At 41.7% G+C, this 25,304-nt stretch carries 22 protein-coding genes and 1 riboswitch; of the genes, 17 read left to right on the forward strand and 5 right to left on the reverse strand.

Annotated elements, in window-relative coordinates; genetic code table 11:
• Nucleotides 1–234: 234 nt before the first annotated feature.
• Nucleotides 235–1,143: a nuclease-related domain-containing protein gene (locus AC4E8A_RS05850; protein WP_490198778.1), complete on the reverse strand. Its 909-nt coding sequence runs from the start codon at nucleotides 1,141–1,143 to the stop codon at nucleotides 235–237.
• A 385-nt stretch (nucleotides 1,144–1,528) separates the two neighbouring features.
• On the opposite strand from AC4E8A_RS05850, the gene AC4E8A_RS05855 reads away from it, so the two are divergent.
• From AC4E8A_RS05855 to AC4E8A_RS05875, 5 genes are all read left to right on the forward strand, one after another.
• A complete protein-coding gene (locus AC4E8A_RS05855; protein WP_490197343.1) occupies nucleotides 1,529–2,080 on the forward strand; it encodes a Rossmann-fold NAD(P)-binding domain-containing protein in 552 nt (183 codons plus the stop codon).
• 63 nt (nucleotides 2,081–2,143) lie between these two features.
• On the forward strand, nucleotides 2,144–3,685 hold the full coding sequence (locus AC4E8A_RS05860; RefSeq protein WP_490197344.1) for a GNAT family N-acetyltransferase: 1,542 nt from the start codon (nucleotides 2,144–2,146) through the stop codon (nucleotides 3,683–3,685).
• Between the two features lie 187 nt (nucleotides 3,686–3,872).
• On the forward strand, nucleotides 3,873–5,618 hold the full coding sequence (locus AC4E8A_RS05865; protein WP_490197346.1) for a phospho-sugar mutase: 1,746 nt from the start codon (nucleotides 3,873–3,875) through the stop codon (nucleotides 5,616–5,618).
• A gap of 277 nt (nucleotides 5,619–5,895) precedes the next feature.
• A complete protein-coding gene (locus tag AC4E8A_RS05870) occupies nucleotides 5,896–7,011 on the forward strand; it encodes a GAF domain-containing sensor histidine kinase (RefSeq protein WP_490198780.1) in 1,116 nt (371 codons plus the stop codon).
• Nucleotides 7,012–7,025: 14 nt separating this feature from the next.
• Nucleotides 7,026–7,664, forward strand: coding sequence for a response regulator (locus AC4E8A_RS05875; RefSeq protein WP_490197348.1), 639 nt, complete (start codon nucleotides 7,026–7,028; stop codon nucleotides 7,662–7,664).
• Nucleotides 7,665–7,666: 2 nt separating this feature from the next.
• On the opposite strand, the gene AC4E8A_RS05880 is transcribed toward AC4E8A_RS05875, so the two are convergent.
• Together AC4E8A_RS05880 and AC4E8A_RS05885 are read right to left on the reverse strand one after the other, a co-directional pair.
• Complete coding sequence (locus AC4E8A_RS05880) at nucleotides 7,667–8,059, reverse strand: VOC family protein (RefSeq protein ID WP_490197349.1); 393 nt, start codon at nucleotides 8,057–8,059, stop codon at nucleotides 7,667–7,669.
• 101 nt (nucleotides 8,060–8,160) lie between these two features.
• Complete coding sequence (locus AC4E8A_RS05885; RefSeq protein ID WP_490197350.1) at nucleotides 8,161–8,415, reverse strand: YhdB family protein; 255 nt, start codon at nucleotides 8,413–8,415, stop codon at nucleotides 8,161–8,163.
• Nucleotides 8,416–8,584: 169 nt separating this feature from the next.
• On the opposite strand from AC4E8A_RS05885, the gene AC4E8A_RS05890 reads away from it, so the two are divergent.
• The 6 genes from AC4E8A_RS05890 to AC4E8A_RS05915 all read left to right on the forward strand — a co-directional run bounded on the left by AC4E8A_RS05890 (nucleotide 8,585) and on the right by AC4E8A_RS05915 (nucleotide 15,562).
• Entirely contained in the window at nucleotides 8,585–8,890 is a 306-nt protein-coding gene (locus AC4E8A_RS05890) for a DUF3889 domain-containing protein (protein WP_490197351.1), read from the forward strand.
• A gap of 367 nt (nucleotides 8,891–9,257) precedes the next feature.
• Nucleotides 9,258–10,463 carry an MFS transporter gene (locus tag AC4E8A_RS05895; RefSeq protein WP_490197353.1) on the forward strand — a complete coding sequence of 402 codons (1,206 nt, stop codon included), beginning with the start codon at nucleotides 9,258–9,260 and terminating at the stop codon, nucleotides 10,461–10,463.
• 159 nt (nucleotides 10,464–10,622) lie between these two features.
• Complete coding sequence (locus AC4E8A_RS05900; RefSeq protein WP_490197354.1) at nucleotides 10,623–12,041, forward strand: SpoVR family protein; 1,419 nt, start codon at nucleotides 10,623–10,625, stop codon at nucleotides 12,039–12,041.
• A 370-nt stretch (nucleotides 12,042–12,411) separates the two neighbouring features.
• Nucleotides 12,412–12,831 carry a universal stress protein gene (locus AC4E8A_RS05905; RefSeq protein ID WP_490197355.1) on the forward strand — a complete coding sequence of 140 codons (420 nt, stop codon included), beginning with the start codon at nucleotides 12,412–12,414 and terminating at the stop codon, nucleotides 12,829–12,831.
• 237 nt (nucleotides 12,832–13,068) lie between these two features.
• Nucleotides 13,069–13,437 (forward strand): ArsR/SmtB family transcription factor, encoded by a 369-nt coding sequence (locus AC4E8A_RS05910; protein ID WP_490197356.1) that lies wholly within the window; start codon nucleotides 13,069–13,071, stop codon nucleotides 13,435–13,437.
• Nucleotides 13,430–15,562, forward strand: a complete 2,133-nt coding sequence (locus AC4E8A_RS05915) for a heavy metal translocating P-type ATPase (RefSeq protein ID WP_490197357.1) — start codon at nucleotides 13,430–13,432, stop codon at nucleotides 15,560–15,562. The genes AC4E8A_RS05910 and AC4E8A_RS05915 overlap by 8 nt, the downstream gene beginning before the upstream one ends.
• Before the next feature lie 135 nt (nucleotides 15,563–15,697).
• Here the strand turns inward: AC4E8A_RS05915 and AC4E8A_RS05920 are convergent, their stop codons facing one another.
• Nucleotides 15,698–17,050, reverse strand: coding sequence for a TrkH family potassium uptake protein (locus AC4E8A_RS05920; protein ID WP_490197358.1), 1,353 nt, complete (start codon nucleotides 17,048–17,050; stop codon nucleotides 15,698–15,700).
• 183 nt (nucleotides 17,051–17,233) lie between these two features.
• Here AC4E8A_RS05920 and AC4E8A_RS05925 point away from each other — a divergent pair, with 183 nt between their 5' ends.
• The 5 genes from AC4E8A_RS05925 to AC4E8A_RS05945 all read left to right on the forward strand — a co-directional run bounded on the left by AC4E8A_RS05925 (nucleotide 17,234) and on the right by AC4E8A_RS05945 (nucleotide 22,899).
• Nucleotides 17,234–17,572, forward strand: coding sequence for a hypothetical protein (locus AC4E8A_RS05925; RefSeq protein WP_490197359.1), 339 nt, complete (start codon nucleotides 17,234–17,236; stop codon nucleotides 17,570–17,572).
• A 1,102-nt stretch (nucleotides 17,573–18,674) separates the two neighbouring features.
• Nucleotides 18,675–19,904, forward strand: a complete 1,230-nt coding sequence (locus AC4E8A_RS05930) for an HD-GYP domain-containing protein (protein ID WP_490197360.1) — start codon at nucleotides 18,675–18,677, stop codon at nucleotides 19,902–19,904.
• Between the two features lie 177 nt (nucleotides 19,905–20,081).
• On the forward strand, nucleotides 20,082–21,263 hold the full coding sequence (locus tag AC4E8A_RS05935; protein WP_490197361.1) for a zinc metalloprotease: 1,182 nt from the start codon (nucleotides 20,082–20,084) through the stop codon (nucleotides 21,261–21,263).
• A 123-nt stretch (nucleotides 21,264–21,386) separates the two neighbouring features.
• The gene (locus AC4E8A_RS05940; RefSeq protein WP_490197362.1) at nucleotides 21,387–22,631 is read left to right on the forward strand and encodes an ATP-binding protein; all 1,245 of its coding nucleotides are present in this window, start codon (nucleotides 21,387–21,389) and stop codon (nucleotides 22,629–22,631) included.
• A gap of 67 nt (nucleotides 22,632–22,698) precedes the next feature.
• Complete coding sequence (locus AC4E8A_RS05945) at nucleotides 22,699–22,899, forward strand: Fur-regulated basic protein FbpA (protein WP_490197363.1); 201 nt, start codon at nucleotides 22,699–22,701, stop codon at nucleotides 22,897–22,899.
• A 38-nt stretch (nucleotides 22,900–22,937) separates the two neighbouring features.
• Here the strand turns inward: AC4E8A_RS05945 and AC4E8A_RS05950 are convergent, their stop codons facing one another.
• On the reverse strand, nucleotides 22,938–23,840 hold the full coding sequence (locus tag AC4E8A_RS05950) for an aldo/keto reductase (RefSeq protein WP_490197364.1): 903 nt from the start codon (nucleotides 23,838–23,840) through the stop codon (nucleotides 22,938–22,940).
• Nucleotides 23,841–24,049: 209 nt separating this feature from the next.
• Nucleotides 24,050–24,162, forward strand: a riboswitch (TPP riboswitch).
• Between the two features lie 133 nt (nucleotides 24,163–24,295).
• Here AC4E8A_RS05950 and AC4E8A_RS05955 point away from each other — a divergent pair.
• Nucleotides 24,296–25,303: an ABC transporter substrate-binding protein gene (locus AC4E8A_RS05955; protein WP_490197365.1), complete on the forward strand. Its 1,008-nt coding sequence runs from the start codon at nucleotides 24,296–24,298 to the stop codon at nucleotides 25,301–25,303.
• Nucleotide 25,304: the final 1 nt, after the last annotated feature.

Consider the following 25,304-nt stretch of genomic DNA (forward strand, 5'->3'; position numbering starts at 1 on the left):
GGCGTTGGATTCTAAAACCAGGTGAATAGAAGAGAAACACCGGGTTATAACCGGTGTAGGATTTTAAAACCATGTGAATAGAAGAGAAACACATGGTTATAACCGGCGTTGGATTCTAAAACCAGGTGAATAGAAGAGAAACACCAGGTTTTAAACGGAGAGGAGATTTAAAACCATGTGAACTAGAAAGAATCCTGTTAGTTTGCAGGCTTGCACTGTTATGAATCAGTCTAACTAATTTTTATTTACATAATGAGAGCTCCGGCCGATTTTTATAAGGTTATAATTTTCCCCTAATATCTTATTCATGGTTTCAGGACTTTTAACTATAGAGCACCACTCCATAGCTTGAGAAAGAGTGATTCTTTCTTTTGGAAACAACAACATAAATTCTTTTAAGCTTCTTAAAACAGCATCATATGAACTTTCCCGCCTTCCGCAATAAGTACAGGTTAGAGTTGATTTCACGTAATTCAAATAAAACCGCCCACACCCAGTACAAACAATCCCCTTCCTCAATTCGTTATACCGATAGTCAGGCAGCCGGACATACGGATTGTCCGCCACTGCTGAAGATATCAATTTTGCCGCGAGGTCTGTATGGGTTCTTTTCAGAAAAGAGGGAGTTTGGTTCAGTTTTGCAATGAAGCGTTCCAGTTGAGCGGGGTAAATGATGGGAAGACCAACCGGGGCGTTATAGAGGTGGAAACGGGGATTGACGAAGACAGCGGTGGGTTGGATGGGAAGGGTGCAGCCAAGGTTGTCCAGGATTCTGCGAAGGACGGGTTCGTTTCGTTTAAGTTGAAGGATGGGATTTTTGGCATCAGTGCCGTCCATCCTGAGAAGGTTATCGCCTTCTAAAACATGATCGCCTTCGTAGTATTTGACTTCAAATAAGTAGAGTTGTTTGGAGGTCAGCAGGAGGGTGTCGATTTGCACAAAGGTGGTGTTTGGCATGAACTGCATATCAGGCAAAAGGATCTTATCCCCAAGCACAGGTTCCAGCCACTGGTCGAATAGATCCTCTCCAATAAAGCCTTTTTCCAAGCCGGCAAAATAGTGTTTTTCTTTTGGGGTTAATTTTTTCCGGAGATCAAGGGATCTGTAAATCCTTAATTCTTCGGACTCCAAACGGTCTTTCACTTTCAATAATCATCACTCCTTTTGCTTCATCATACCATACATTCCAATGCCGGAATCATGGATGTCTTTAAAATGTTTGAGTAAGCAGGTTATACTTGAGAAGAAGCGGTTGAAGAGTTAGATAAGGATTAAAGAGGTTATTTTATCTTCTAAAAAAACAAGGACAACCTGAAAAAATCTCTCTTAGCAGGATGCTTTTTTCAAAGGGCTCTTTTCGCAAAAATTGTATTCAGGGGGAAATCCGGCTTTAGGGATTCTCCGAAAGCAACTAGAAGATTAATTTTGAATCAGGGAGAGCAGCTCTTTTGTTGTTTAGATGAATTATGGATTGATCTTTGAAAATTTATAAAAAGAAACGTTTAAAATACTAGAGGGGGAAAACATCTTGAAAAAAACGCTGGTCATCGGAGGTACTGGTATGCTCGGGGGAGCTGTCCGCTATTTGGTGAATAGGGGAGACGCGGTCACTGTCCTTGCCCGTTCAATGGATAAATTCAACAACATGCTTGCACATAATCATCTCACCAAAGGGGATGTCTCCTTCATTTCTGCAGATTATTTTAAAACCGCGGAATTAGTACAACTTCTGAATGAGCATATTAATAAGAATGGAGTCTTTGATGAAGCAGTGGTTTGGATGAGGAGTACTGCCGCTGATTCCTTTCATGCCGTAATGGAAATCTTGGACAGGAATGGCGGCTTGGTCGAGGTGTTTAAAGTGAATGGAAGCTCTGCCTCCAGGAGCCCTTTGCCTTCAAATGAATATCGGTCAATAAACATGCATCATATCATTTTAGGGTTTAAAATAGAGAATGGTGAATCCAGATGGCTGAACAATGAGGAAATATCCAATGGGGTCATTTCTGCATTGAAGACAAGGATTCCTGTTTCAATTGCAGGGGGAACAGAACCTTGGGAGAAGAGACCTGGCTATTAGTTTGAAGCCGGCCGTTTGCAGGGTACAACATAAAGATGAGTGCAAAAGGGAGTGTAACGATATATGTCAGAAAAACTGGATTTATCTCAGTTTGAGAAAAAAATGATCATAAGACAAATGAAGCATAAAGACATTAACGATATCATACAGATGCAGAGTTTTTGTTTCCCGGGGATGGACCCGTGGAAGCCCGAACATCTTGAAAGCCACCAGGAAGTTTTTCCTGAAGGCCAGCTGGTCGCTGAACTCGAAGGCGAAATCATTGGTTCCTGTTCAAGCTTGATCATCAACTTTGATGAATATGATGACCGTCATTCCTGGGATGATGTTACCGATAACGGTTATATTACCAACCACAACCCTGATGGATATAACCTGTATGGAATCGAAGTGATGGTGCATCCCGATTACCGCAGGATGAAGGTCGGGCACCGTCTGTATGAAGCAAGGAAGGATCTTGCCCGCCAGCTCAACCTGAAGAGCATCATCATTGGCGGCCGGATTCCAAACTTCCACAAACATGCAGATGAAATGTCACCGAGGGAGTACGTGGATTCGGTCTCAAGGCATAAGATTTACGATCCTGTCCTGTCCTTCCAGTTGATGAATAGTTTTACCTTGATGAGGATCAATCCGAACTATCTTCCGGATGACACGAAATCCAAAAAATATGCCACTTTGATGGAATGGAATAATGTCGATTACCGGCCGTCCAGCAAACGCCATTTCAAGACGAGCTATCCTGTCAGGATCTGCGTCGTCCAATATATGATGAGAAAGATCAACTCGTTTGAGGAATTCGCAAATCAGGTTGAATATTTTACAGATGTAGCATCAGATGCGAAATCGGACTTCGTTGTCTTCCCTGAAATTTTCACTTCGCAGTTGATGTCCTTCCTGGATGAAAAGTCCCCGAGCTTAGCCATCCGAAAGCTGACTGAGTATACAGAAGAATACATCGAATTATTTACAGATTTGGCTGTGCGTTACAACGTGAATATCATAGGCGGGTCTCACTTTGTAGAAGAAGAAGATGAGGAAATTTACAATATCGCTTACCTGTTCCGCCGTGATGGTACGATTGAAAAGCAGTACAAAATTCATATTACACCGAATGAACGCAAATGGTGGGGAATCAGTCCTGGAGATAGTGTCAAAGTCTTCGACACAGACTGTGGAAGAATCGCCATCCAGATCTGTTATGATATTGAATTCCCTGAACTTGCCCGGATTGCAACAGACCGGGGAGCGAAAATCATCTTCACTCCATTCTGTACCGAAGACCGCCAAGGGTACCTGAGGGTCCGTTATTGTGCGCAGGCACGTGCAGTAGAGAACCAGATTTATACAGTCATTTCCGGAACAGTCGGAAACCTTCCGCAGACGGAAAATATGGATATCCAGTATGCGCAGTCAGGCATCTTTGCTCCGTCTGACTTTGAATTTGCCCGGGATGGCATCGTAGGTGAAACAAACCCTAATATCGAAATGGTGATGATCGGGGATGTAGACCTTGAAGTCCTTCGCCGCCAGCGCCAGTCCGGTACAGTCAGGCAGCTGAAAGACCGCCGTCATGATGTGTATGAAGTGAAATATAAGAAATAAATAGTTCAATGGCCGCTGATCAGCGGTCTTTTTTGTTGATTTCAAGTTTGCTATCTATAAAACGCCTTGCCATATGATAAAATGGGAGGGATGAAAAGGTTGTCAAAAAAAGGCGGATTATTTTTACAGGGAAATTCCAATCCACCAAGAATTACATATTGTAAGTCATCGATAGGAGGAGATTAACTTGAATTGGAAATCAGCATGGGAAAAATGGGATTCATTCACTGGGCTCGATAGCGAAATGCGCAGTCTTTTAACTAATATGAAAGACGATGAAAAAAGTCTGGAAGATGCGTTTTATAAAAATTTAGAATTTGGAACAGGCGGGATGCGCGGGGAAATCGGCGCTGGAATCAACCGCATGAATATCTATACTGTACGCAAGGCCTCAGAAGGCCTCGCTCGATACATAATCTCTCATGGCGAGGAAGCCAAAAACCGTGGAGTGGCGATTGCTTATGATTCCCGCCATAAGTCTCCTGAGTTTGCCATGGAAGCAGCCATAACTCTTGCTTCAAATGGTATTCAAACCTATGTGTTTGATGAATTGAAACCGACACCCCAACTTTCGTTTGCTGTAAGAACCTTGAACGCTTTTTCAGGGATAGTGGTGACAGCAAGTCATAATCCGCCTGAGTACAATGGCTATAAGGTGTATGGCGAAGATGGGGCCCAGCTTCCTCCAAAAGCAGCGGATGAAGTCATCGCAAAAGTGAATGAAGTTGAGAATGAACTTCAGATCAATGTGAAATCTGAAGAAGAATTAAAGGAAACGGGGCTCATCAAAATGATCGGTGAAGACATCGATCAATCTTATCTTGAACATCTCCTATCTATTTCAGAGAAGCCGGGCATTGCCAAAGAAGTGGACTTGAGCATTGTGTTCTCCCCTCTCCACGGTACGGCGTTGAAGATGGTGGAAAAAGGATTGGGCGCCCTGGGTTATGCCAATGTTCATATTGTTAAGGAACAAGCTGTCCCGGATCCGGAATTTTCGACGGTGAAATCTCCTAATCCGGAAGATAAAGCCGCATTTGAGCTTGCCATTCGTGATGGAAAGGAAAAGGATGCTGATATCCTCATTGCTACCGATCCCGATGCGGACCGGTTAGGAGTTGCGGTGAAAGATCCTCATGGTGAGTACATTCTGTTAACAGGCAACCAAACAGGTGCTGTGCTAATCGATTATATTCTTGGCCGAAAGAAAGAAAAAGGGATGATTCCTGCCAATGGAAGAGTATTCAAAACGATTGTCACTTCAGAATTGGGGCGAAAAGTGGCTGAGTCATACGGTGCCTCCGTGGAGGATGTCCTGACTGGCTTTAAATTCATTGGAGAAAAAATCAAGACCTATGAAGAATCCGGCGAATATCAATTTTTATTTGGATACGAAGAGAGTTATGGATATTTAATCGGGGACTTTGCCAGGGATAAAGATGCTGTCCAGGCCGTTCTCATGGCAGCTGAAGCAGCTGCCTATTTCAAACAGCAAGGAAAGACGCTGCATGATGCACTGCTCGATCTTTACAAACGTTTCAGTTACTATCAGGAAGGTCTAGAGTCCCTGACGTTAAAGGGAAAAGAAGGGGCGGAGCAGATCCAATCCATCCTTTCAAGCTTCCGTAAAGAGCCGCTCAAGGAAATCAGTGGACTTATGGTAACGAAACAGGAGGATTACCAAACAAGCTTAAGCACGACGATGGAAAGTGGACTGGAAGAAACCATATCCCTGCCGAAATCCAACGTCATCAAGTATTTCCTTGAAGACGGTTCGTGGATCTGTCTGCGTCCATCAGGCACAGAGCCAAAGATCAAATTCTATTTCAGTGTTACCGGCAGTTCTCTAATCGAGAGTCAGGAGAAACTCCAGGGCCTTAAGCAAGCCCTCATGGAAAAAATTGATGTGATGGTCAATTCTTTCGCAGGATAAGGCATCTGTCTTTCCTGGCATCAGTTCAATTGAAATGCAGGCAGCCACAGGTTTGCCTGTTTTTTTTATGGTTCAACCTAGATCTCAGAACCAGTTCCTTGCCAATAAGATCAAATGGCGAATCCTTTTGGCGCCTTTTCTTGTGCTGTCAGCGCTCATCAAGGCACTTGCGTTTTTGTTCCTACAACAAAAGTCGTAGGAACTTTCATACAAATTGGCGAGCCAAACAGAGGTTGGATTATATATACTATTGATAAAGGAGGCAACCTTTTTGAACATAGAAAATAACAGCAATTCGAATATACATTTACTAAAAAAAATTGCAGAACTGCTGAATGAAGAAACAGAACTTCAGCAGATGCTTTTCTGTGCTCTTCAAGTCCTCATCAACGGTACTGATTTTACGACTGGATGGATTTTTTTTATAGATGAATCAGGCAGCCATTCGCTTGAGGCATATCATAATATTCCCTCGTCTCTTTCTGAAGAAGGATGCGGGCTGCTGAAGAATGGAGGCTGTTGGTGTGTCAATCGATTCCGGGCTGGCAAATTGACAAAGGCGTCCAACATTATTGAATGTCAAAGAATTGAAAAATCCCTGGCTGAAAATCGTGGGGACACGGGGAATATTGTCTATCATGCAACGGTTCCGCTGCAATCAGGGAATGAATCATTCGGTTTGTTGAACGTAGCTGCGCCTGGGAAAACTCACTTCCATGAACATGAACTTGCTTTATTAGAATCGGTTGCATTTCAAATCGGTTCGGCTATAAAGAGGGTCATGCTCACGAAAAAAGAACAGGAAGTCGCGCTGATGCAGGAACGAAACAGGCTGGCAAGAGACTTGCATGATTCAGTCAATCAGCTTCTCTTTTCCCTTACTTTGACAGCCAGAGGCGGAACGATGCTAAGTGAAGACCAAAACGTGAAGGAAACATTCTCCACCATACAAAGCCTTGCACAGGAAGCGTTGACGGAAATGCGCGCCTTGATTTGGCAGCTTAAACCTCATGGGTTGGAGAACGGCTTTAGTGAAACGGTCAAAGGCTATGCTGGAATGCTGGGTATGGAAGTCGTAATAAAGGTCAATGGAGTTGTTGCCCTGCCCTCCAAAATTGAAGAAGCGCTATGGAGGATCGGGCAGGAGGCACTCAATAATGCCAAGAAGCATTCCGGGGAAGATTGCATCTATTTCTTTTTGAAAACCTCACCTAAAATGGTCACTCTACAAATAGAGGATAAAGGCTGCGGTTTTCACTACAGCCCTGCTCAATTGATTCCTTCGATGGGTATTCAGGGTATGAAAGAAAGAGTGAAAAGCCTGGGAGGAAAATTTGAATTGCAAAGCAAGCCGGGAGACGGGACGAACATAACTGTGGAGATTCCATATTGAAAAGGGGAGCTTAAATGACGATTCGAGTATTGATTGCCGATGACCATCATGTGGTAAGACGGGGGCTGGTCTTCTTTTTAAAGACACAGAAAGACATAGAAATCATCGGTGAAGCAGCAAATGGGGGTGAAGCCGTTGAATTAGCGGAAAAGCTCAAACCAGATTTGATTTTGATGGACCTGGTCATGCCGGAGATAGATGGAATCCAGGCTACAAAGCATATCAAACAATCCCAGCCTTCCATTGAAATCATGATGCTGACAAGCTTTTCAGATCAAGATCATGTCATACCGGCTATCGAAGCAGGTGCCGCTGGATATCAATTGAAGGATATTGAACCGGATGAACTGGTAAATTCGATACGAAAACTTGTGAGAGGTGAAAACTCCCTTCACCCAAAGGCAACAAATCACTTGTTGAAGCGGGTGTCGCGGAACCATCAGCCGCCGCATCAAATCCATCGGCTCACCAACCGAGAAAAAGATGTGCTTCACGAGCTGACCAGAGGCAAGAGCAACAAGGAAATTGCCTCTAGTTTATTCATTACCGAAAAAACAGTCAAAACCCACATCTCTAATATCTTCACTAAGCTGGAGGTTTCAGATAGGACACAGGCTGCTTTGTATGCGGTGAAGCATGGACTTTCCGAATAAGATTAATGACCGTCTGTGCCGCCAAAGGCTATCTGATAACCATCGGGATCTTGAATTACGAATTCCTTCCAGGGACCATTTGCTTCATCAATCCATGGTTGGACGGAGATCGGTACAGCTTTCCCGGAAAATTCATGATACAGCTCATCCAGCGCTCGCCAATTTTCTATATAACAATAAAGGTCAAAGGCGGTGTCAGCTCCTTTGGCTGGTTTGTTCGGCCTCACATCTTCTGGTGATTCCGCCTGCAGAAGTTTTAGGGCCAGGCCACTGAAGCCATCCCTGATCACCCACCACTCTGTGACTTCACAGCCAAGCAGTTTCTCATAAAAGTGATTTGAATTGTTTAAATCAGATACCATCAATACTTTTAATGAACTATGTATTTTTGTCACTATTATCAACTCCTTCTTCTTTTATTTGACATCATTCACAATAATCCTTTTATAAAATTAAAACGGGCTGAAATGATTCAGCCCGCAGGATTGGTGGAATCCTATATTTTCATGATATGTTCTTCCATTGGCTCAACTTGACTGGCAGTCAGATTGGCGTGTTCGATATATCTGAGAAGGGTGTACATGTTTTGTTCGATCATTGTATAGTCACGGGAAAAATGATAAGCGTGCAGAAAATGCTCGATCCTTTTAGCTAACAGGTTGTCTTTGGTTCGTACCATGAGAATGAGAAGGTTATCCCATTCACTCCGATGTGTATAGTACAAAGCTCTGTCGTAATCGACTTTATTCAAGTAAATCCCTCCTTTTGAAGGGTTACTACTAGTATGGTCCAGTGTGCTGCTAATTTTCACTGAAAAAGTTGGCTGTCCTTTGAAACAGGGCTTTCCTTCTATTGGATGTATAGTGACCCGAAAATCACTGCATATTATATATGAAATTATATGCAGAGGTGAGGTAAACATGAAAAAATGGATGATGATTTTTTCTCTTTTATTTTTCCTGTTGGGAGGCCAGCAGACGTTTGCTCAGCAGGGGTATCAAAAATATGGCCGAATCGCGATTGCGGTTGTCAAAGAGGATTATACAGGCGAAAAACTTGCTGATTATAAGTATGATGGAAGGAAGTCATTGACTGGCGGTCAGGTCAAAGATACTTTTACCTTCGATGTTGTAAAGGATGGAAAGGATGTAACAGTCAAAGTGAATGTTGTTCATAATCCTGCAAAGCCCGCTGATTTAACCATTTCACTAATAGAAGTGCCATAAAATAAAAAAGCTTGCCCTTATTATGAGGACAAGCTTTTTGTTTTCTATTTGTCAAATAAGGAAATTTGGTACTATACTTTCAGTAGGGTGTCAGGAAAACGAAAAAACGTTATCGTTCTGCGGGGCACTTCCGCTTTATATCCAATCCAGCTGCAGTGCCCCAGCGCCTAGCAGATTTCGGTCTCCCTCCGGAAGATAAGTCAACATCGGCTCGCGCGTTGCTTGCCGTGTTTCCTTTATCTTCTGCGGGAGCCCTCCAATCTGTACGCCGCTGAGCGGGGCACTTCCGCTTTATATGAAAGGAGAGCCAGTCCCTTGTGATATTCATTCTTTTCTCAGACAACTTCATAATATGTAAGGAGGAAGAATGGTGAAGATAAAAGCTTTCCGTTATTTGTGGGTTGGCCAGGCTTTGGCCAACGGAGGGGATGTCTTTTTTATTGTTGCCATTATTGCAGCGATATTTGAAAGAACCCAATCTCCATTCATGATGAGTATCATCCCGGTGGTAATCACCTTTTCCCGGTTTGTCAGCAGTGTGCTGGCACCGCTGATTCTGGACCGGTTTCACTTGAAAAATCTTTTGTTTTTTTCTCAATTGCTGAAAACAGTTTTAATGGGGGTTACGTCAGCCCTTCTTTTTTGTGACGGTTTGAACTTGGTCTGTTTTTTCCTGTTGGTGAGCAGTGTCGCTTTCTTGGATGGATGGGCATTGCCTGCCCGAAATGCATTTGTCCCTTTCATTGTAAGAAGGGAAGACTTGATGGGGGCGAACGGTTTTCTCTCTACAATTGATCAGGCTGTGCAGTTTTCTGCATGGGCTGTTGGCGGAATCCTGGTTTCATTTGCAGGAGAGGAATGGACGTTGGTTCTGACTGCTGCATTTTTTTTAGCCAGCAGCCTTATGATGTACAGTCTCCCAATGTATGGCGGAGGAATGCCGATAAGGCAAGAGAAGGATTTCAAACTGCTGCAGAATATGACAGATGGCTGGGGAGACATCTGGAGAACCCCCAAATTAAGGAACATTTTCGTTATCTATACGATTGAATCGGCGGCAACGGTTGTCTGGATTGCAGCGATTTTATACGTGTTTGCAGAGCAGCAGCTTGGTCGTGGTGAAGAATGGTGGGGCTTTATCAATGGCGCCTTTTTCTTAGGTCTCATAGCTGCGGGGGTACTGTTGTTAAAAACCCACAGGCTTTTTTCCGGAAAAGTCTACCGGTGGCTGCCTTTAACTTTGATCTGCACTTCACTTGCCACTTTGTTTTTTGGATTAACTAGCAGTGCTATCCTTTCTTTGGTGTTTTCCATCATGTTCGGATTTTTTGATGGGCTGAAAGTGATCTTCCTGCAAACGGCCGTACAGCAGAGTGTCAGTCCCGAGAAGCTTGGGAAAGTATTTGCAGCTCAGGAAGCTGTTACCACACTCCTTTTTGGAATATTTTCACTAGCAGCTGGATTTCTTGCAGGGAAAATAGGAGTTACGCCTGTTTTTATCGCCGCGTCCTTACTCTTGATGACTTCGGTGATTCCGGCTAACAGGCTGAAAAATCTATTATTGAATGATTAATGTAAGGAGGAGTCTCTATGGAGGCTCTTTTTTAGTACTCCATATAGTCTAATTTTTTCCCTGTTGCTTTTCTTCTCATGAATCCTTATCCCATCACATATATTGAACTATGACTAAACAGGAGCCGAAGGTGTAAATTCCTACTGGAGGGGAACATGTATGAGAGAAGAGGAACAGAAACAGCTGCAGTATGCAATTGCAGAAATAACGGAAATAGCGAAAGGTTTTGGATTGGATTTTTACCCGATGCGATATGAGGTCTGTCCAGCAGATATTATTTATACATTTGGTGCATATGGAATGCCGACACGGTTCTCCCATTGGAGCTTTGGAAAGCAGTATCATAAGATGAAGCTTCATTATGATCTTGGCTTGAGCAAGATTTATGAGCTTGTCATCAATTCGAATCCTTGTTATGCATTTTTGCTCGATTCCAACTCGCTCATACAAAATAAATTGATTGTAGCACACGTGCTTGCCCACTGTGACTTTTTTAAAAATAATGTCCGGTTTCAAAATACAAAAAGAGATATGGTTGAAAGTATGGCCGCTACTGCAGATAGAATCAGGCAGTATGAAATCGAATATGGAAAAAAGGAAGTGGAAACCTTTCTTGATGCTGTCCTGGCAATCGATGAGCATATCGATCCTTCCTTGATGCGCCCCAAGCTTTCATGGACCATGGATGATGTAGAGTGGGAAGAGGAAGAAGTCTCGGCAGCTACGCCTTATGACGATTTATGGTCACTTGATGAGGGACCAAGAAGAGACAAGAGTAAGCGCAAAAGGGTTAAAAAGAAATTTCCGCCTCAGCCTGAAAAGGATATCCTGCTTTTCATTGAACAATTCAGCCGCGAACTTTCGGATTGGCAGCGTGATATTCTGACTATGATGAGGGAAGAAATGCTTTACTTCTGGCCACAGTTGGAAACGAAGATCATGAATGAAGGATGGGCATCCTATTGGCATCAAAGAATCATCAGGGAAATGGATTTAACCAGCGGGGAATCCATTGAATTTGCCAAGTTGAATGCAGGAGTTGTGCAGCCCTCGAAAACAAGCATTAATCCTTATTACCTTGGCTTGAAAATTTTCGAGGACATTGAAGAACGATATAACAATCCAACAGATCAAATGATTAAACGGGGAGAAAAGCCCGGTTCAGGCCGGGAGAAAATGTTTGAGGTCAGAGAAATCGAGTCGGATATATCTTTCCTGAGAAACTACCTGACAAAGGATTTGGTGACAAGGGAGGATATGTACCTGTTTCAAAAGCAGGGCAAGGATTATAAGATTGTTGATAAAGAATGGAAAGAAGTCAGGGATCAGCTTGTAAGCATGCGGGTCAACGGCGGGTTTCCATTCATCACGGTCAATGATGGCGACTATATGAAGAACGGGGAGCTCTATTTGAAACATTGGTATGAAGAAATAGAACTCGACATTAAATATCTGGAGAAGGTCCTTCCGTATGTCCATCAGCTTTGGGGACGGACCGTTCATATTGAAACCCAGGTGGAAAACAGGCAGATTTTGTTCACTTACGAAGGCAGGAACGTACAGCGGAAATATTTGTAGAGAGAATTTCAAAGAAGGCAATATCCCTGTAGGGTGTATTGCTTTCTTATTTTGTTATGATACTTTAGCACTTTAAAGCAGCCGGGGACAGTCCCCGGCTGCTTTAAAGCGCTAAAGTGGAGGGAGAATAAATGCAGAGGAAACAGGATTACACCAGGAAAGTGCAGAATATATAAGTTAGAAATACATTGCCCTGATTCACGAGTAGTATCCCAAAAAGAAAGGGAAAAATGCACTCTTCCATTCAGATAGAAAAGCCCTGGTATCCAAGGGGAAACCCTGTCCTTTAGACTTTTTCAAAGCAGCAATCCATACGAAAGAAGTCTTTCCAGATGATGCAGGGTCCAATTTAAAATAATGAGGTGAAGGGATGTACCAAAGAATTTTATTGGCTGCTGATGGTTCTGAGCATTCAAAACGGGCTGCAGAGAATGCCATCCTTATCGCTAAATGTTCTGAAGAATCAACGATTGTGATGGTTTATGTAGCAGATGCAGACCGCGCCAAATCGGATATTTTGGCCCATTGGAATTCTGCAGAGATTAATGACTTCAGGAAAGAAAGAATGAAGGATGTAGAAGCCTTGGCAAAGGATGCAGGAGTCAAATATGAAATCAAAATCCTTCATGGAGACCCCGGGCCTGCAATTGTCGAATATGCAAATAAGCAGAAAGCCGATATTGCCGTGATCGGCAGCAGAGGGCTGAACGGTCTTCAGGAGTTTGTATTAGGCAGCGTAAGCCACAAAGTTGCCAAGCGGGCGAACTGCCCGGTGCTGATTGTTAAATAAATTGATTCCTCCTCATTTGGGGAGGTTTTTTCTTTGGTTGTATACTTACTTGGATTAAAGCGGGAAGAGGGATAGTCCCACCCATCGCTTTAACGCTTTAACGTGCTGGGGGACTGTCCCTCATTGCGTTAAAGGGGCAAAGTCCTTAATTTTAGTGAAAGTTTTGACATACTTTCACTTCTTTCATATACTAATATTCAAATGAATGTTTGAATGTAATGACTGGGGGAGTGTTTAGTGAAACAGGGAGAAATCTGTGAAGTGACTTGTCAAGTAGATGAGAAAGTGACATCGATTCAGAGGGAGCTTTCTTCAACGGATACAAATGGGGCAGCCAAAATATTTAAGGCCTTATCGGATGATACTAGAATGAAGATCGCTTATGCTCTCAGTCTTGAGAAAGAACTTTGCGTGTGTGATGTGGCGAATATCGTGAGTTCCACCACAGCAACGGCTTCCCACCACTTGAGGCTGCTTCGGAATATGGGGCTCGCGAAATATCGGAAAGAAGGGAAATTGGTATACTATTCCCTGGATGACGACCACGTCAGAAGCTTGATTAAGATTGCTATTGCTCATCATAAGGAGGTGGAACAGCGTGGCTGAAGGATTGAAGGATACAACTTCTAAAACAATATACCGCGTTCAGGGCTTTTCCTGAGCAGGCTGTGCCGCAAAGTTCGAAAAGAACGTGAAGCACCTGGATGGTGTTTCGGAAGCCAATGTTAATTTTGGAGCATCGAAACTCACAGTCTTTGGAGATACAACAATAGAAGAACTTGAAAAAGCAGGAGCCTTTGAAGGGCTTAAGATCATAAATGAAAATCAGCAATTTAGTGAAGAAAAACAACCATTCATAGCGAAGTATGCAAATGTATTGTTGTCTGCTGCCTTCCTGGTACTGGGATGGTCACTTGGACACTTCTACGGAGAGGAGAATATCCTATCTATTCTCGCCTATGTTGTATCCATAGCAGTCGGTGGCTTTCGCCTTTTTACAACCGGTTTAAAGAATCTGGTTCGTTTGGAATTCGATATGAGAACACTGATGACCATTGCGATCATTGGTGCTGCTTTCATAGGGGAATGGGGAGAAGGAGCCACGGTCGTAATATTGTTTGCGATCAGTGAGGTCTTAGAAGCCTATTCCATGGATAAGGCCCGCCAGTCGATCCGTTCACTCATGGACATTGCGCCCAAGGAGGCACTGATCCGAAGGGACGGCACAGAGATGGTTGTAGAAATTGAAGATATCCAAGTAGGCGACACCATGATAGTAAAACCAGGGAAAAAGCTTGCCCTGGATGGAGTAGTGGTAAAAGGGACATCGGCTGTCAACCAGGCAGCCATTACAGGTGAATCTGTTCCAGTCACCAAGAATAAGGATGATGAAGTCTTCGCTGGCACCCTGAATGAAGAAGGCTTGCTGGAAGTCAAAGTCACCAAGTTGGCTGAAGATACAACCATTGCAAAAATCATCCACTTGGTAGAAGAAGCTCAGGCAGAAAGAGCACCTTCCCAGGCATTTGTGGATCGTTTTGCTAAGTACTATACTCCGGCAGTCATTCTGGTTGCCATTCTTGTCGCCATTGTCCCGCCCTCGTTCTTTGCTGCTGACTGGTCTACCTGGGTGTACCAGGGGCTTGCTGTACTTGTTGTCGGCTGTCCATGTGCCCTTGTGATATCCACGCCGGTTTCCATCGTAACGGCTATTGGAAACGCTGCGCGCAACGGTGTTTTGATCAAAGGCGGTATCTACCTGGAAGAGGCAGGTGCTTTAAAGGCAATTGCCTTTGATAAAACGGGGACGCTAACAAAAGGGGTACCGGAAGTCACTGATTTTATCTCATTTACCGAAATAGATGATAAAAATCTAAGGCTGCTTGCAGCACTTGAAAATGGTTCACAGCATCCTTTGGCCTCTGCTATCCTGAAAAAAGCTGAAGGCGGAAAAATCGATTACCGAAATATTGAGATTGAGGACTTCACTTCTGTCACAGGAAAAGGAATCAAAGGCACCATTCAAGACACAGTATATTATGCTGGGAGCCCTTCATTCATGGAGGAAGCAATTGGGGTGCCGCTGCCGGATGATATAAAAAGTATGATAGTGGAACTCCAGAAAGAAGGCAAAACCGTCATTGCACTAGGTACGGAAACCGGTGTAATGGCATTAACAGGTGTTGCTGATGAAATTAGGGAGAGCAGTGCTGAGGTCATTGAAAAGCTTCATAGATTGGGTATTGAGAAAACCATCATGTTGACCGGGGATAACCAGGGAACCGCTGAAGCCTTTGCCAAACGAACAAATGTTACAGACGTAGCAGCAGAATTACTTCCTCAGGATAAATTATCATATATTAAAACACTGCGCCGGCATTATGATAAGGTCGCCATGGTGGGGGATGGGGTGAATGATGCTCCTGCTCTTGCTGCTTCATCTGTAGGAATTGCCATGGGAGGAGCCGGAACCGATACAGCATTGGAAACTGCAGATATCGCTCTTATGGGAGATGATTTAAGGAAGCTTCCTTTTACTGTAAAACTCAGCAGGAAAGCTTTGTTGATCATAAAGCAGAATATCGTCTTTTCCTTAGGGATCAAACTTCTGGCACTCCTGCTGGTGATACCTGGATGGCTGACGCTTTGGATCGCAATATTCGCTGACATGGGAGCTACTTTGATTGTTACCTTGAATGGACTGCGGCTCCTCAAGGTAAAGGATAAATAAAGGTTGTTTTCGGAGAGTGCCGCTTTCGGAAAATCAATGAGCCGGAATTCCCTCTTAGTTATCAGGGGCTTCTCTCTTTAAAAAGGGTTTTCAAGGAGTCTAATAAAAAGAAGAAGCCGCTGAGGCTTCTTCTTTTTATCCAATAATGACTCTTTCTTTCGGATAATTATATAACGTCTCTTTTTGCTTGATGCCTAAGATAACAAGGAATGTCAGGAGCCCGATCCTTCCAATGAACATCAAGGCCATTATGATGAGTTTTCCATAAACACTCAAATCAGGAGTGATTCCCATAGAGAGGCCGACAGTTCCAAAAGCCGAACACACTTCAAAAAGGATTTCAATCATTGAAAATGACTCGGTGATTGAAAGGAATATCACCGAGCCTGCACACATGAAACTAGCTAAGAGTGTTACAGCAAGTGATTTTATAACGTCTGTATTATCGAGTTCTCTTCTGAACACCTTGATAGTGGAACGTCCCCTTGCAAAGTTAATCAGAAATAGTAGGTTTATAGCGAACGTGGTAGTACGAATTCCTCCTCCTACTGAACTTGGAGAAGCTCCAATAAACATCAACATGCAAATAATAATCAGGGCAGGCTCCGAAAACTGGCTTACATCCATAGTAGCCAAGCCCCCGCTCCGGGTAGTAGTGGATTGGAAAAACGCATAGAAAAAGGACTTATGCCAGGACATTCCTTCAAAAAAACGGTTAAACTCAATAACGAGTATCAGAAGCGTTCCCGCAAGCAAAAGACCGAAGAAGGTCACACTGGTTAACTTCGTGTAGAGCGAAAAGTGAAACCGGCCGCGTTTATTATTGTGAAGCAGGAAATCCTTCAACTCGATTAGTACAGGGAACCCTATCGCTCCCAAAGTAATTAAGATGATGTTCACACATTGAACAAAATAATCTCCCGCATACGGAATCAGTGATTGTCCCGTAATATCAAAACCGCCGTTTGTTGTGGCGCTGACACTGGCAAAAATGCCGTGCAAGTAAGCATCCTGCCAAGTCGGGTAGTATTTCAAGAAGTATGTACCTAATATGAGGGCACCCATTAATTCTATCAAAAGTATGATATACATAATCTGTTTCATCAGGTTGACCAGACCTGAAAGATTTGATTGATTTTGGTCCGTCATGATCAGGCGCCGTTCTTTTAACCCAATTTTCTTTCCTAAGACAAGCCATAGAAATGTCCCGAGAGTCATAATGCCGATACCGCCGATTTGCAGGATGAAAATCAAGATGAATATTCCTGCTGTACTGAAAGAATCAGCAATTTGTATAACAGTCAACCCTGTGACACTAATGGCACTGACTGCTGTAAACATGATATCGAGGAAACTAAGGTCCACACCGGGTTTAGCTGTAATGGGGAGACTTAGTAAAAGTATAGAAAATCCAACTGCCGCAACATAGAAAACCACGATAATCTGGGCAGGAGATAGTTGGTCAATTCCTTTTTTGTAGCTGGACATAAAATAATCCCCTTTATGGATAATAGCTATGTAACACTATACCACATGGTTTACTTAGGTAACATATAAAAAAATGATTTTTTCGTCTTGCAAATGGTAAGTAATTCCTACTCAAAACCAGGAATCTTATGGTACAATCTTAAAAGATGAAAGTCTGGCTATGTTTTTGAAAGGAGCATTGAAATGGCAAATGTTTTTAACAATTCGACGATAGTTGCTATTATTATTGCTTTTTCTGTGTATTTTATGATCAGGGGAATTGCGATATTCTTTGGAAAAGCGGGCAAAGGATATATGGAGCAAAGAAACTTAACAACAGAAAAACTTTTCTTCCATTTAATTGGCGGTTACTATATTTTCACCGGAATACTGGGACTATTCATTCCAAGACTGGACTGGAAAACCGAAGACATCTACAACTCAATCGGAATCTATGCTCTTGTTTCTGTTTTCTTCTGGCTGACGATCGACTTCCTTATGAAGCGAAACAGCAATATGGAACAGAAATTAGCAGAGAAGTAAAAAGGCTCTGAAAACCTAAATGGTTCAGGTTTGAAGTGAAAACGCCTAATCCTCATGCGGAAGGTCGGTCTTTTCGCGATGAAAATCTTATTATATTACAGAAAACGGTCAGTGGCTGATGCCTCTGACCTATTTTTATTTAAGGGGGGTTCTCCAGATGTGAAAAGCGGCTTTTCGGCTCTGCCCTCGCATGAGGTATAAAAATAATGAAGAGCATTAGCGAGTTGATGATGATTTATCACTAAAAAGTGAAGGTCCAATTCAACTGCGTACGGACTGGACTGATTCCGCATGCACGAATTGATGTTCTTTTCCCTTTGAACAAGATGAACACTGAATCGAATCGAGCTTATGACAGAAAAAATCCAGAACCCGATTTCTTCTGAAAATTACCTGAATTCAGTGAGGAACTGAACATGTGGACTTATCCCCAGCAGTTGGACCTTGGAGCTAATAATGAGACCGAAATCCAATAGCCGCTAAGACCCTCCCAGTGGTAAGGCCCCCTCAAGTGGAGCTGACGATTCATCCACATACTACAGGAAACTATGGATCTCCCTTGCTACTGTTTAATCATTTAAAACATCAATCCTATATCTGTTTATTGTATTCATTTTGATAGCTGGAATCATTGGGGCACTGGTAACAAAGGCAAATAAAAATGTCACTCCAAGGGTTAGAATAAAAAGTTCTATCATTTGGTTTTTAGGGTCGGTGCATATGATCTTACCATATCAGCAAAAATCGTTAACTCAAGAGATAGAGTGACATATATCGGTGCGATTTGTCACTCCTTTTGATGTGTTATTTTTAGTTTTGAATTCGAAAAAAGAACCCTGTTTCTGAGAACCGGGTTCTTTTTCAACATCTATTTAGTTCTTTAGGTCTATTTCATGGCACCTTCTGTAAACTTTTGGGTTTTTTATCCGATATAAGAAGAGTACATTTAGCTCAAAGATTACAACATTGGCTAAAAGTCATTCGAACAGTCACTACTCTTGATATGTGTGTAAAAGGAGATCCTACCCTGAACGTTCCTGCCAAATGAGCAAAAGAAACTATTTTCTTGATAGGACTTTTGCTATAGAATGAGAAATGTCGAATGTTGGCAAGTACTAGTTTAATGAGTAGAAGACATTTACAGCAAGCGAGGGCAGCCATGTTAAAAAATATAAAAGATTCAACGTTAATTCACGAAGAAAAACGGACACTTAAATGGTTTTTGGTGCTGTTTTTTACTATATCAATTTTGTATGATGCTTTCTACTATTTTATTATCCCTGGGTTTGTTGGAGGAAAGCAAGTGGGCATGCCTTCAATATTTGGATACTTTCTTTATATTTTTATATTCCTGCTCACAGGTGTAAGTTATTACATTTATAGTAAAAAAAATATATATTTAATTAAGTATAATGTAGTTTTAGCATATGTTGGCCTTATCTGTATAAACGACATTACTGTTCATATTAAAAATCCCAGTATAACTGGAGGAGGAAATATTGTAGAAATCTTCTTGATTCTATTCTCCCCCATTTTTGTAAGTGAGTCATTTTTTCTACTCGTATGTGGCTCAATTGTCCTAAAATATGCTTTAGTGGGAATCATTACACAAGATATTGTTGTATTAATAATTCCATCGCTTATGATCATATTAATTTCATCCATTGCTTACCTATTACTAAAACGAATTTTAGGTTATGTGGAAGGTATTAAAGGTTCATACAATAAACAGCTGGAAGGTATCGTTAAGGGCATTATTGCTACTTTGGAGCTAAAAGATCCTTATACAAGAGGTCATAGTGAGCGTGTTGCCTTTTATGCACTTTCCCTTGCAAAGAGGCTTGATATCTATTCAGATGAAGAATTAGAAGCATTTTACTATGCTTGTTTATTACATGACATAGGGAAAATTCATATTCCAGACAGGATATTGATGAAACCGGATAAGCTTACCAAGGAAGAATTTGAGGTTATTAAAACCCACCCGGCTGTAGGTGCAGAAGCAGTTGAAAAGGTAGAAGTGCTCAGTGACAGCTTAAACGTTATTCTTTCTCACCATGAGAGATGGGATGGCAGGGGTTATCCGGAGGGATTAAAAGGAACGGAGATTCCTCTCGCTGCGAGGGTAACAGCAATTGCAGATGCATTCGATGCGATGACTTCCACTCGTTCCTACAGAGAAGCGTTATCGACAGAAACGGCTTATAAACGAATTCTTGAAGGTCAAGGAACGCAGTTTGATCCTGATCTTATTCATACATTTAAAATTGTTTTTCCTGAATGGGTTGAGATGAGGAAGGGGTCAAACCAAACCGTTCAGCATCATCCTTAGATCCTGCACCACCTCGAGAATTAAATCCAAAGTAGATTGAAGGTGAAGTTATGAAAATCAAAAAACTTAGCAAAATTAAAACAACTTGCTGGTGGTGTGAATGGTTACAGATATAATGGGTGGGGGTGCATGCAATTGCTTGCATCCTTTTTTAATAGGAAAAAGGGAGAGAACTACATGTGGAATAAAGACAGTATAGTAGTGTTTGTTGCCCATGAAATACATGAGGATAAAAAAAAATATATTTTAGAGGATAAGCATTCAGGGGACTTCTATGAAATGCCTTTACCTGCAATCGACGCCATTAAAAGTCTCTCTGAAAGAAAAACAATAAACGAAACAGAAGCTTTGCTGATTGATAAGTATCCAGAAGAAGAAATAGATATGAAAGATTTTATCACTCAGTTGATTGAAATGGACTTATTAACCCAAATTGATGAAGAGGTCCTACAGGTAGTACCTGCAAAAAAGAAAAAGCGAGGTTTTTTGTGGATTGATAGAGACTTTGCAGGAAGGTTTTTTAAAAGCAGCTCCAAGAAATTTTACATTTTTTCGTTTTTCTGTTCAATTTTATTAATGATTCTGAATCCTTCCTCAATTCCTTATTATAAAGATTTATTTTGGTCTGATATCATGCTTCTAAACATATTGCTATTTTCTGTTTTAAGTATTGTTCTAGTTTTAATTCATGAGGCAGGACATGTATTGGCTGCGCGTTCCCTTGGCATTTCTGTAAACTTGGGTATAGGCCACAGACTCTTCTTCCCGGTTTTGGAATCCGATGTAAGTGAGGTATGGAAACTGGGAGGCAGAGATAGAAACAGAGTTTACCTTGCTGGAATTAATTTTGACATTGCTATTTTGTTTCTGAGTCTCTTTTTTCAAAACTTTTTATTATATGATGACCCGAAAGGGATGCTTTACACCATTACAGCAATGATGAATTTTAATATCGTTTTGAGGCTTATCTATCAGTGTTGTTTTTATATGAAAACTGATTTGTATTTCGTGGTTGAGAATATAACCGGGCAGTATAACCTTATGGAAGAAGCGAAGGGGTTTCTTAGAAAAAAAGTGGTTTTAAGAAGAAGTAGTAAAACAGAATATGGAAAAATGATAAAGGGTTATAGCTTCTTCTATATTTTAGGTACTTTTATATCAATAGGTATTTTTCTGTTTTACTATTTACCGCAATTATTTTATGCAATTAAAATGACTCTACCAAAACTTCAAAATCCACTTAGTTCTATTCACTTCTGGGATGGGGCTATCTTCCTTTTACAGTTGCAGATTGTGGCTTCAATTTTAATTTATTCATGGATTAGGGGATTAAAACACAACTTTCTCAAGTCGAAATAAGGAAGGTCATAAAAATATCTTAAAGATAAACCAACAAATTTCTACAAAGTTTTACAAAACGCCTGTTTTTCCTATATTATTAAGTGAATAGTCCTATCTTAAGATTTTTTAAAGGAGCAGCAAATGACTAATCTTCGACTTAATAGTATTCAATTAGATAAAGAAGAGAAAAAAACATTAAAATTATTCTTGTCCTTATTTTACTTTTTACTGATAGCTTATGATGCTTTTTATTATTACTTATTCAGGTTTTATGAGGACAAGAAAATGGGTCTGCCTGATGGGGGGCTCGGTTTCTGGTTTCACATTATCATATTGGCATTCCTTCCAGTAGCCATTTATTTAGCTAGGAAGGGAAAGCTTTATTCAATTAAATATATATATTTAATAGGTTATATTCTTATTGATATAGTTAATAACCTGATGATCTTTTTGGGAACTGATTTAGTATTTAATTCAGGAAACGCTGTAGAAATTTTCTTTATATTATTTTCTCCAATTTTTATAAATAAGAGATTCTTCTGGTTCTCTCTTATAGGCATGGTTGTTAAATATGCTTTGTTAGGGATTATTTTAGGTGCTGTTCAAGCCCTTCTGCCTATTGTTCTTTATGTCATACTTTCCGCTATTGCTTATATTTTCTTAAGCAGGTTTAATTCAAATCTTGAAACACGCCTTAAGTTGAACGACGAACTCCGCCACACAGAAAAGCTAGCCGCGGTCGGCCAATTCGCAACGTCTATAAGCCACGAGGTAAGAAATCCTCTCGCGTCCCTGAAGGGCTTCACACAGCTTCAGCATGAGAAGCATCCTGAAGATAGCGAGTACTACTCAATCATGATTAATGAAATTGAAAGGATTTCTTCTCTGCTCGATGATTTATTGGTGATCGGAAAACCTAAGGGAATGAAGTTTGAAAGCCATAATATCCCTGAAATCATAGAGTATGTGACTAAGGTGATGGAAAATGACGCAATAAACCAGAATATTGCTTTCAGTGTGAAAATGGAAAATAACCTTCCTCCAATTGAATGTGATGGGAAACATTTAAAGCAAGTACTGATTAATTTGATCAAAAACGGAATGGAAGCGATGCCTGAAGGGGGAGAGATTTCCATCAAAGCGGAACTTGAAAGGTCTGACATGGTCTTGCTGTCTGTAAGGGATGAAGGGCAGGGAATCGCTGAAAAGGATCTTGAGCAGCTCGGTACTCCCTTTCATACTACGAAATCAGACGGTACAGGGCTGGGCCTGATGGTAAGTTTTAAAATTATCGAAGAACACAACGGAACGATTCTTTATGACAGTGTTGAAGGGAAGGGGACAACGGCTTCCATCAAGCTTCCGGTCACTCAGCGGGTACTATAGAATGGGCATTCTGGTCTTAGGTTAGAAACCTAGAAAATCGGGTATACTCTCTTCGGAGGGATTAACCGTGCAGCATAGAAATAAAAACATAAATGAAGATTTTTATATAAAACAGCTATTAAGAATAGGCATCTATAAAGTTTCCGATAAACAGCTCTATGAATTGAGTAAGAATGAACTACAAAATGAGTACCTGGCCCACTATGTGGAGAACTCCATTTCAAAAGTCATTGGAATGACTGGGATGAATGAAGAAGGGTATGCATAACAAAAAAGAATCCTGCTCAGGATTCTTTTTTTATGGTTCTAAGGAACGTCATGCCCCATGGAGCTTTGTAAAATTTCAAACCAGTGATCATGGTCCAGCTTCATATCAAGAGAATCAACAGCAGATTGGATTCTAGCCATTTTGCCTGAACCGACAATCGGCATGATACGGGAAGGGTGGCTCAATAACCAGGCATATATGATTTGATCTATTCCGTCCGCGTTCTTTTCTTTGCGGATCTTTTCCAGTGTATGACGTAGACGCACTGCTTTCTCATCTTCACTGGTGAAGATTTTTCCGCCTGCCAAAGGAGACCATGCCATCGGAGCAATCCTGTTTTGGAGTGCGTGATTCAAAGTTCCGTCTCCAAAATTCTCCAGTTCATAAGGTGATAGTTCCAATTGATTGGTGACCAGAGGGAAATCCATATAAGATTGCAGCATGCTGAATTGATGATCTTTGAAGTTTGAAACACCAAAATAGCGGACTTTGCCTTCTTTATGAAGCTGGTTGAATGCTTCGGAAGTCTGTGCAGGGTCCATGAACGGATCGGGACGGTGAATGAGCAGGACGTCTATGTAGTCTGTATTCAAATTGGTTAAAGAGTTTTCCACTGATTTGATGATATGATTTTTGCTTGTATTATAATGATGTGTTTTGTGTTCTGGACGCTGTTTGGATGGAAGGACAATCCCGCATTTTGTAACGATTTCCATCTTCTCTCTGAGTGATGGTTTTAATCTCAATGCTTCACCAAATAAAGCTTCACAAGTATAGCTTCCATAAATGTCAGCATGATCAAACGTTGTAATGCCGGTATCCAGAACTTTTTGTATTAAATTCAACGTTTCTTGTTTCGATTGGTTCCAATCGTTCAGGCGCCAATGACCATGAATCAACCTGGAGAATGTTAGGTCTTCGGTAAGCTGAATTCTTTCCATTTGTATCCTCCTCGTTTTCACTTTCGCTTTCATTCATTATAGCCTGTATGGACTTATCTTCAAAATAAGAGGGCTTGTCGCTTTATTCCTTTAAAGCGGTGAGGGACTGTCCCCGGCTGCTTTAAAGGGGTAAAGGATGCTTCCGGATGTATTTCTTGAAATTCAGGGGTGTTTATGTCAAAGTAGAGAATGGAAATCAATTAAATATGCGAGAATAGTGGGGGGACCAGTAAGGCTGGTTGAGATTGTATCCTTTTTTAGATACTGACCCTTGGAACCTGATCTGGCTGAGACCAGCGTAGGGAACATATTCTAAACGGTAATTCTGTTTTCAATATGCGTCCCGGATAAACACCGGGGCGCTTTTTTTATTAGGGCACAGACACTGCATGACTCATATGAACAGGTTCTATCATATACTCGCGAACTTTTTGACACTTAAGGAGGAACCTATAATGAAAAAAGGACTATTAGCCTTATTTTCTGCTGTTTTGATTACCGGCTGCAGCGGGCAGAACAACAATGCCGAGCAGAAAGAAGAGGGGCAAGGAAATGAAAGTGAAGAATTGAAAGAAGTTTCCGTTGTGTTGGACTGGACTCCGAATACCAACCATACCGGATTATACGTTGCCAAGGAAAAAGGCTATTTCGAGGAGGCCGGTCTTGATGTGGAAATCATCATGCCAGGGGAGGCCGGGGCTGATTCCATCGTAGCTTCAGGCAGGGCCGAATTCGGTGTCGGCTATCAGGAAGGAGTGACACAGGCACGGGTCCAGGATGTTCCGCTCATCTCCATAGCTGCTGTCATTCAGCACAATACATCCGGATTTGCTTCCCCTGCAGACAAGAATATCGAAACACCAAAGGATTTTGAAGGAAAGACATATGGCGGATGGGGCTCACCAGTAGAAGAGGCTGTCATGGCATCAATCATGAAACAGGAAAATGCTGACGTATCAAAAGTGGATTTCGTCAACATGGGTGACAGTGATTTCTTTACAGCTGTCCAAAGAGACATCGATTTTGCCTGGATTTATTATGGATGGACAGGCATAGAGGCAGAGCTTAGAAACCAGGATATCAATATGATTTATCTAACAGACTACTCGGAGAAATTGGATTATTATACTCCAGTATTGACGACGAATGAAGAAATGATTTCTGATAATCCCGAAACGGTTGAGGCGTTTGTATCTGCTGCTTCAAAAGGATATAATTTCGCCATCGATAATCCGGGAGAAGCAGCAAAGATCCTTATCGATGCGGCGCCGGATCTGGACCCGGATCTGGTCATGAAGAGCCAGAAGTGGCTGGCATCCAAGTATACAGATGATGCACCTAGATGGGGTGAGCAGAAACTGGAGGTCTGGAAAAACTATGCAGACTGGATGTTCGAAAATGAACTTTTGGAAAATGAATTAGAGGCAGAAAAAGCATTCACCAATGAATTTTTGCCGGAATAAG

It is taken from the genome of Bacillus sp. SRL337 (assembly GCF_984799155.1).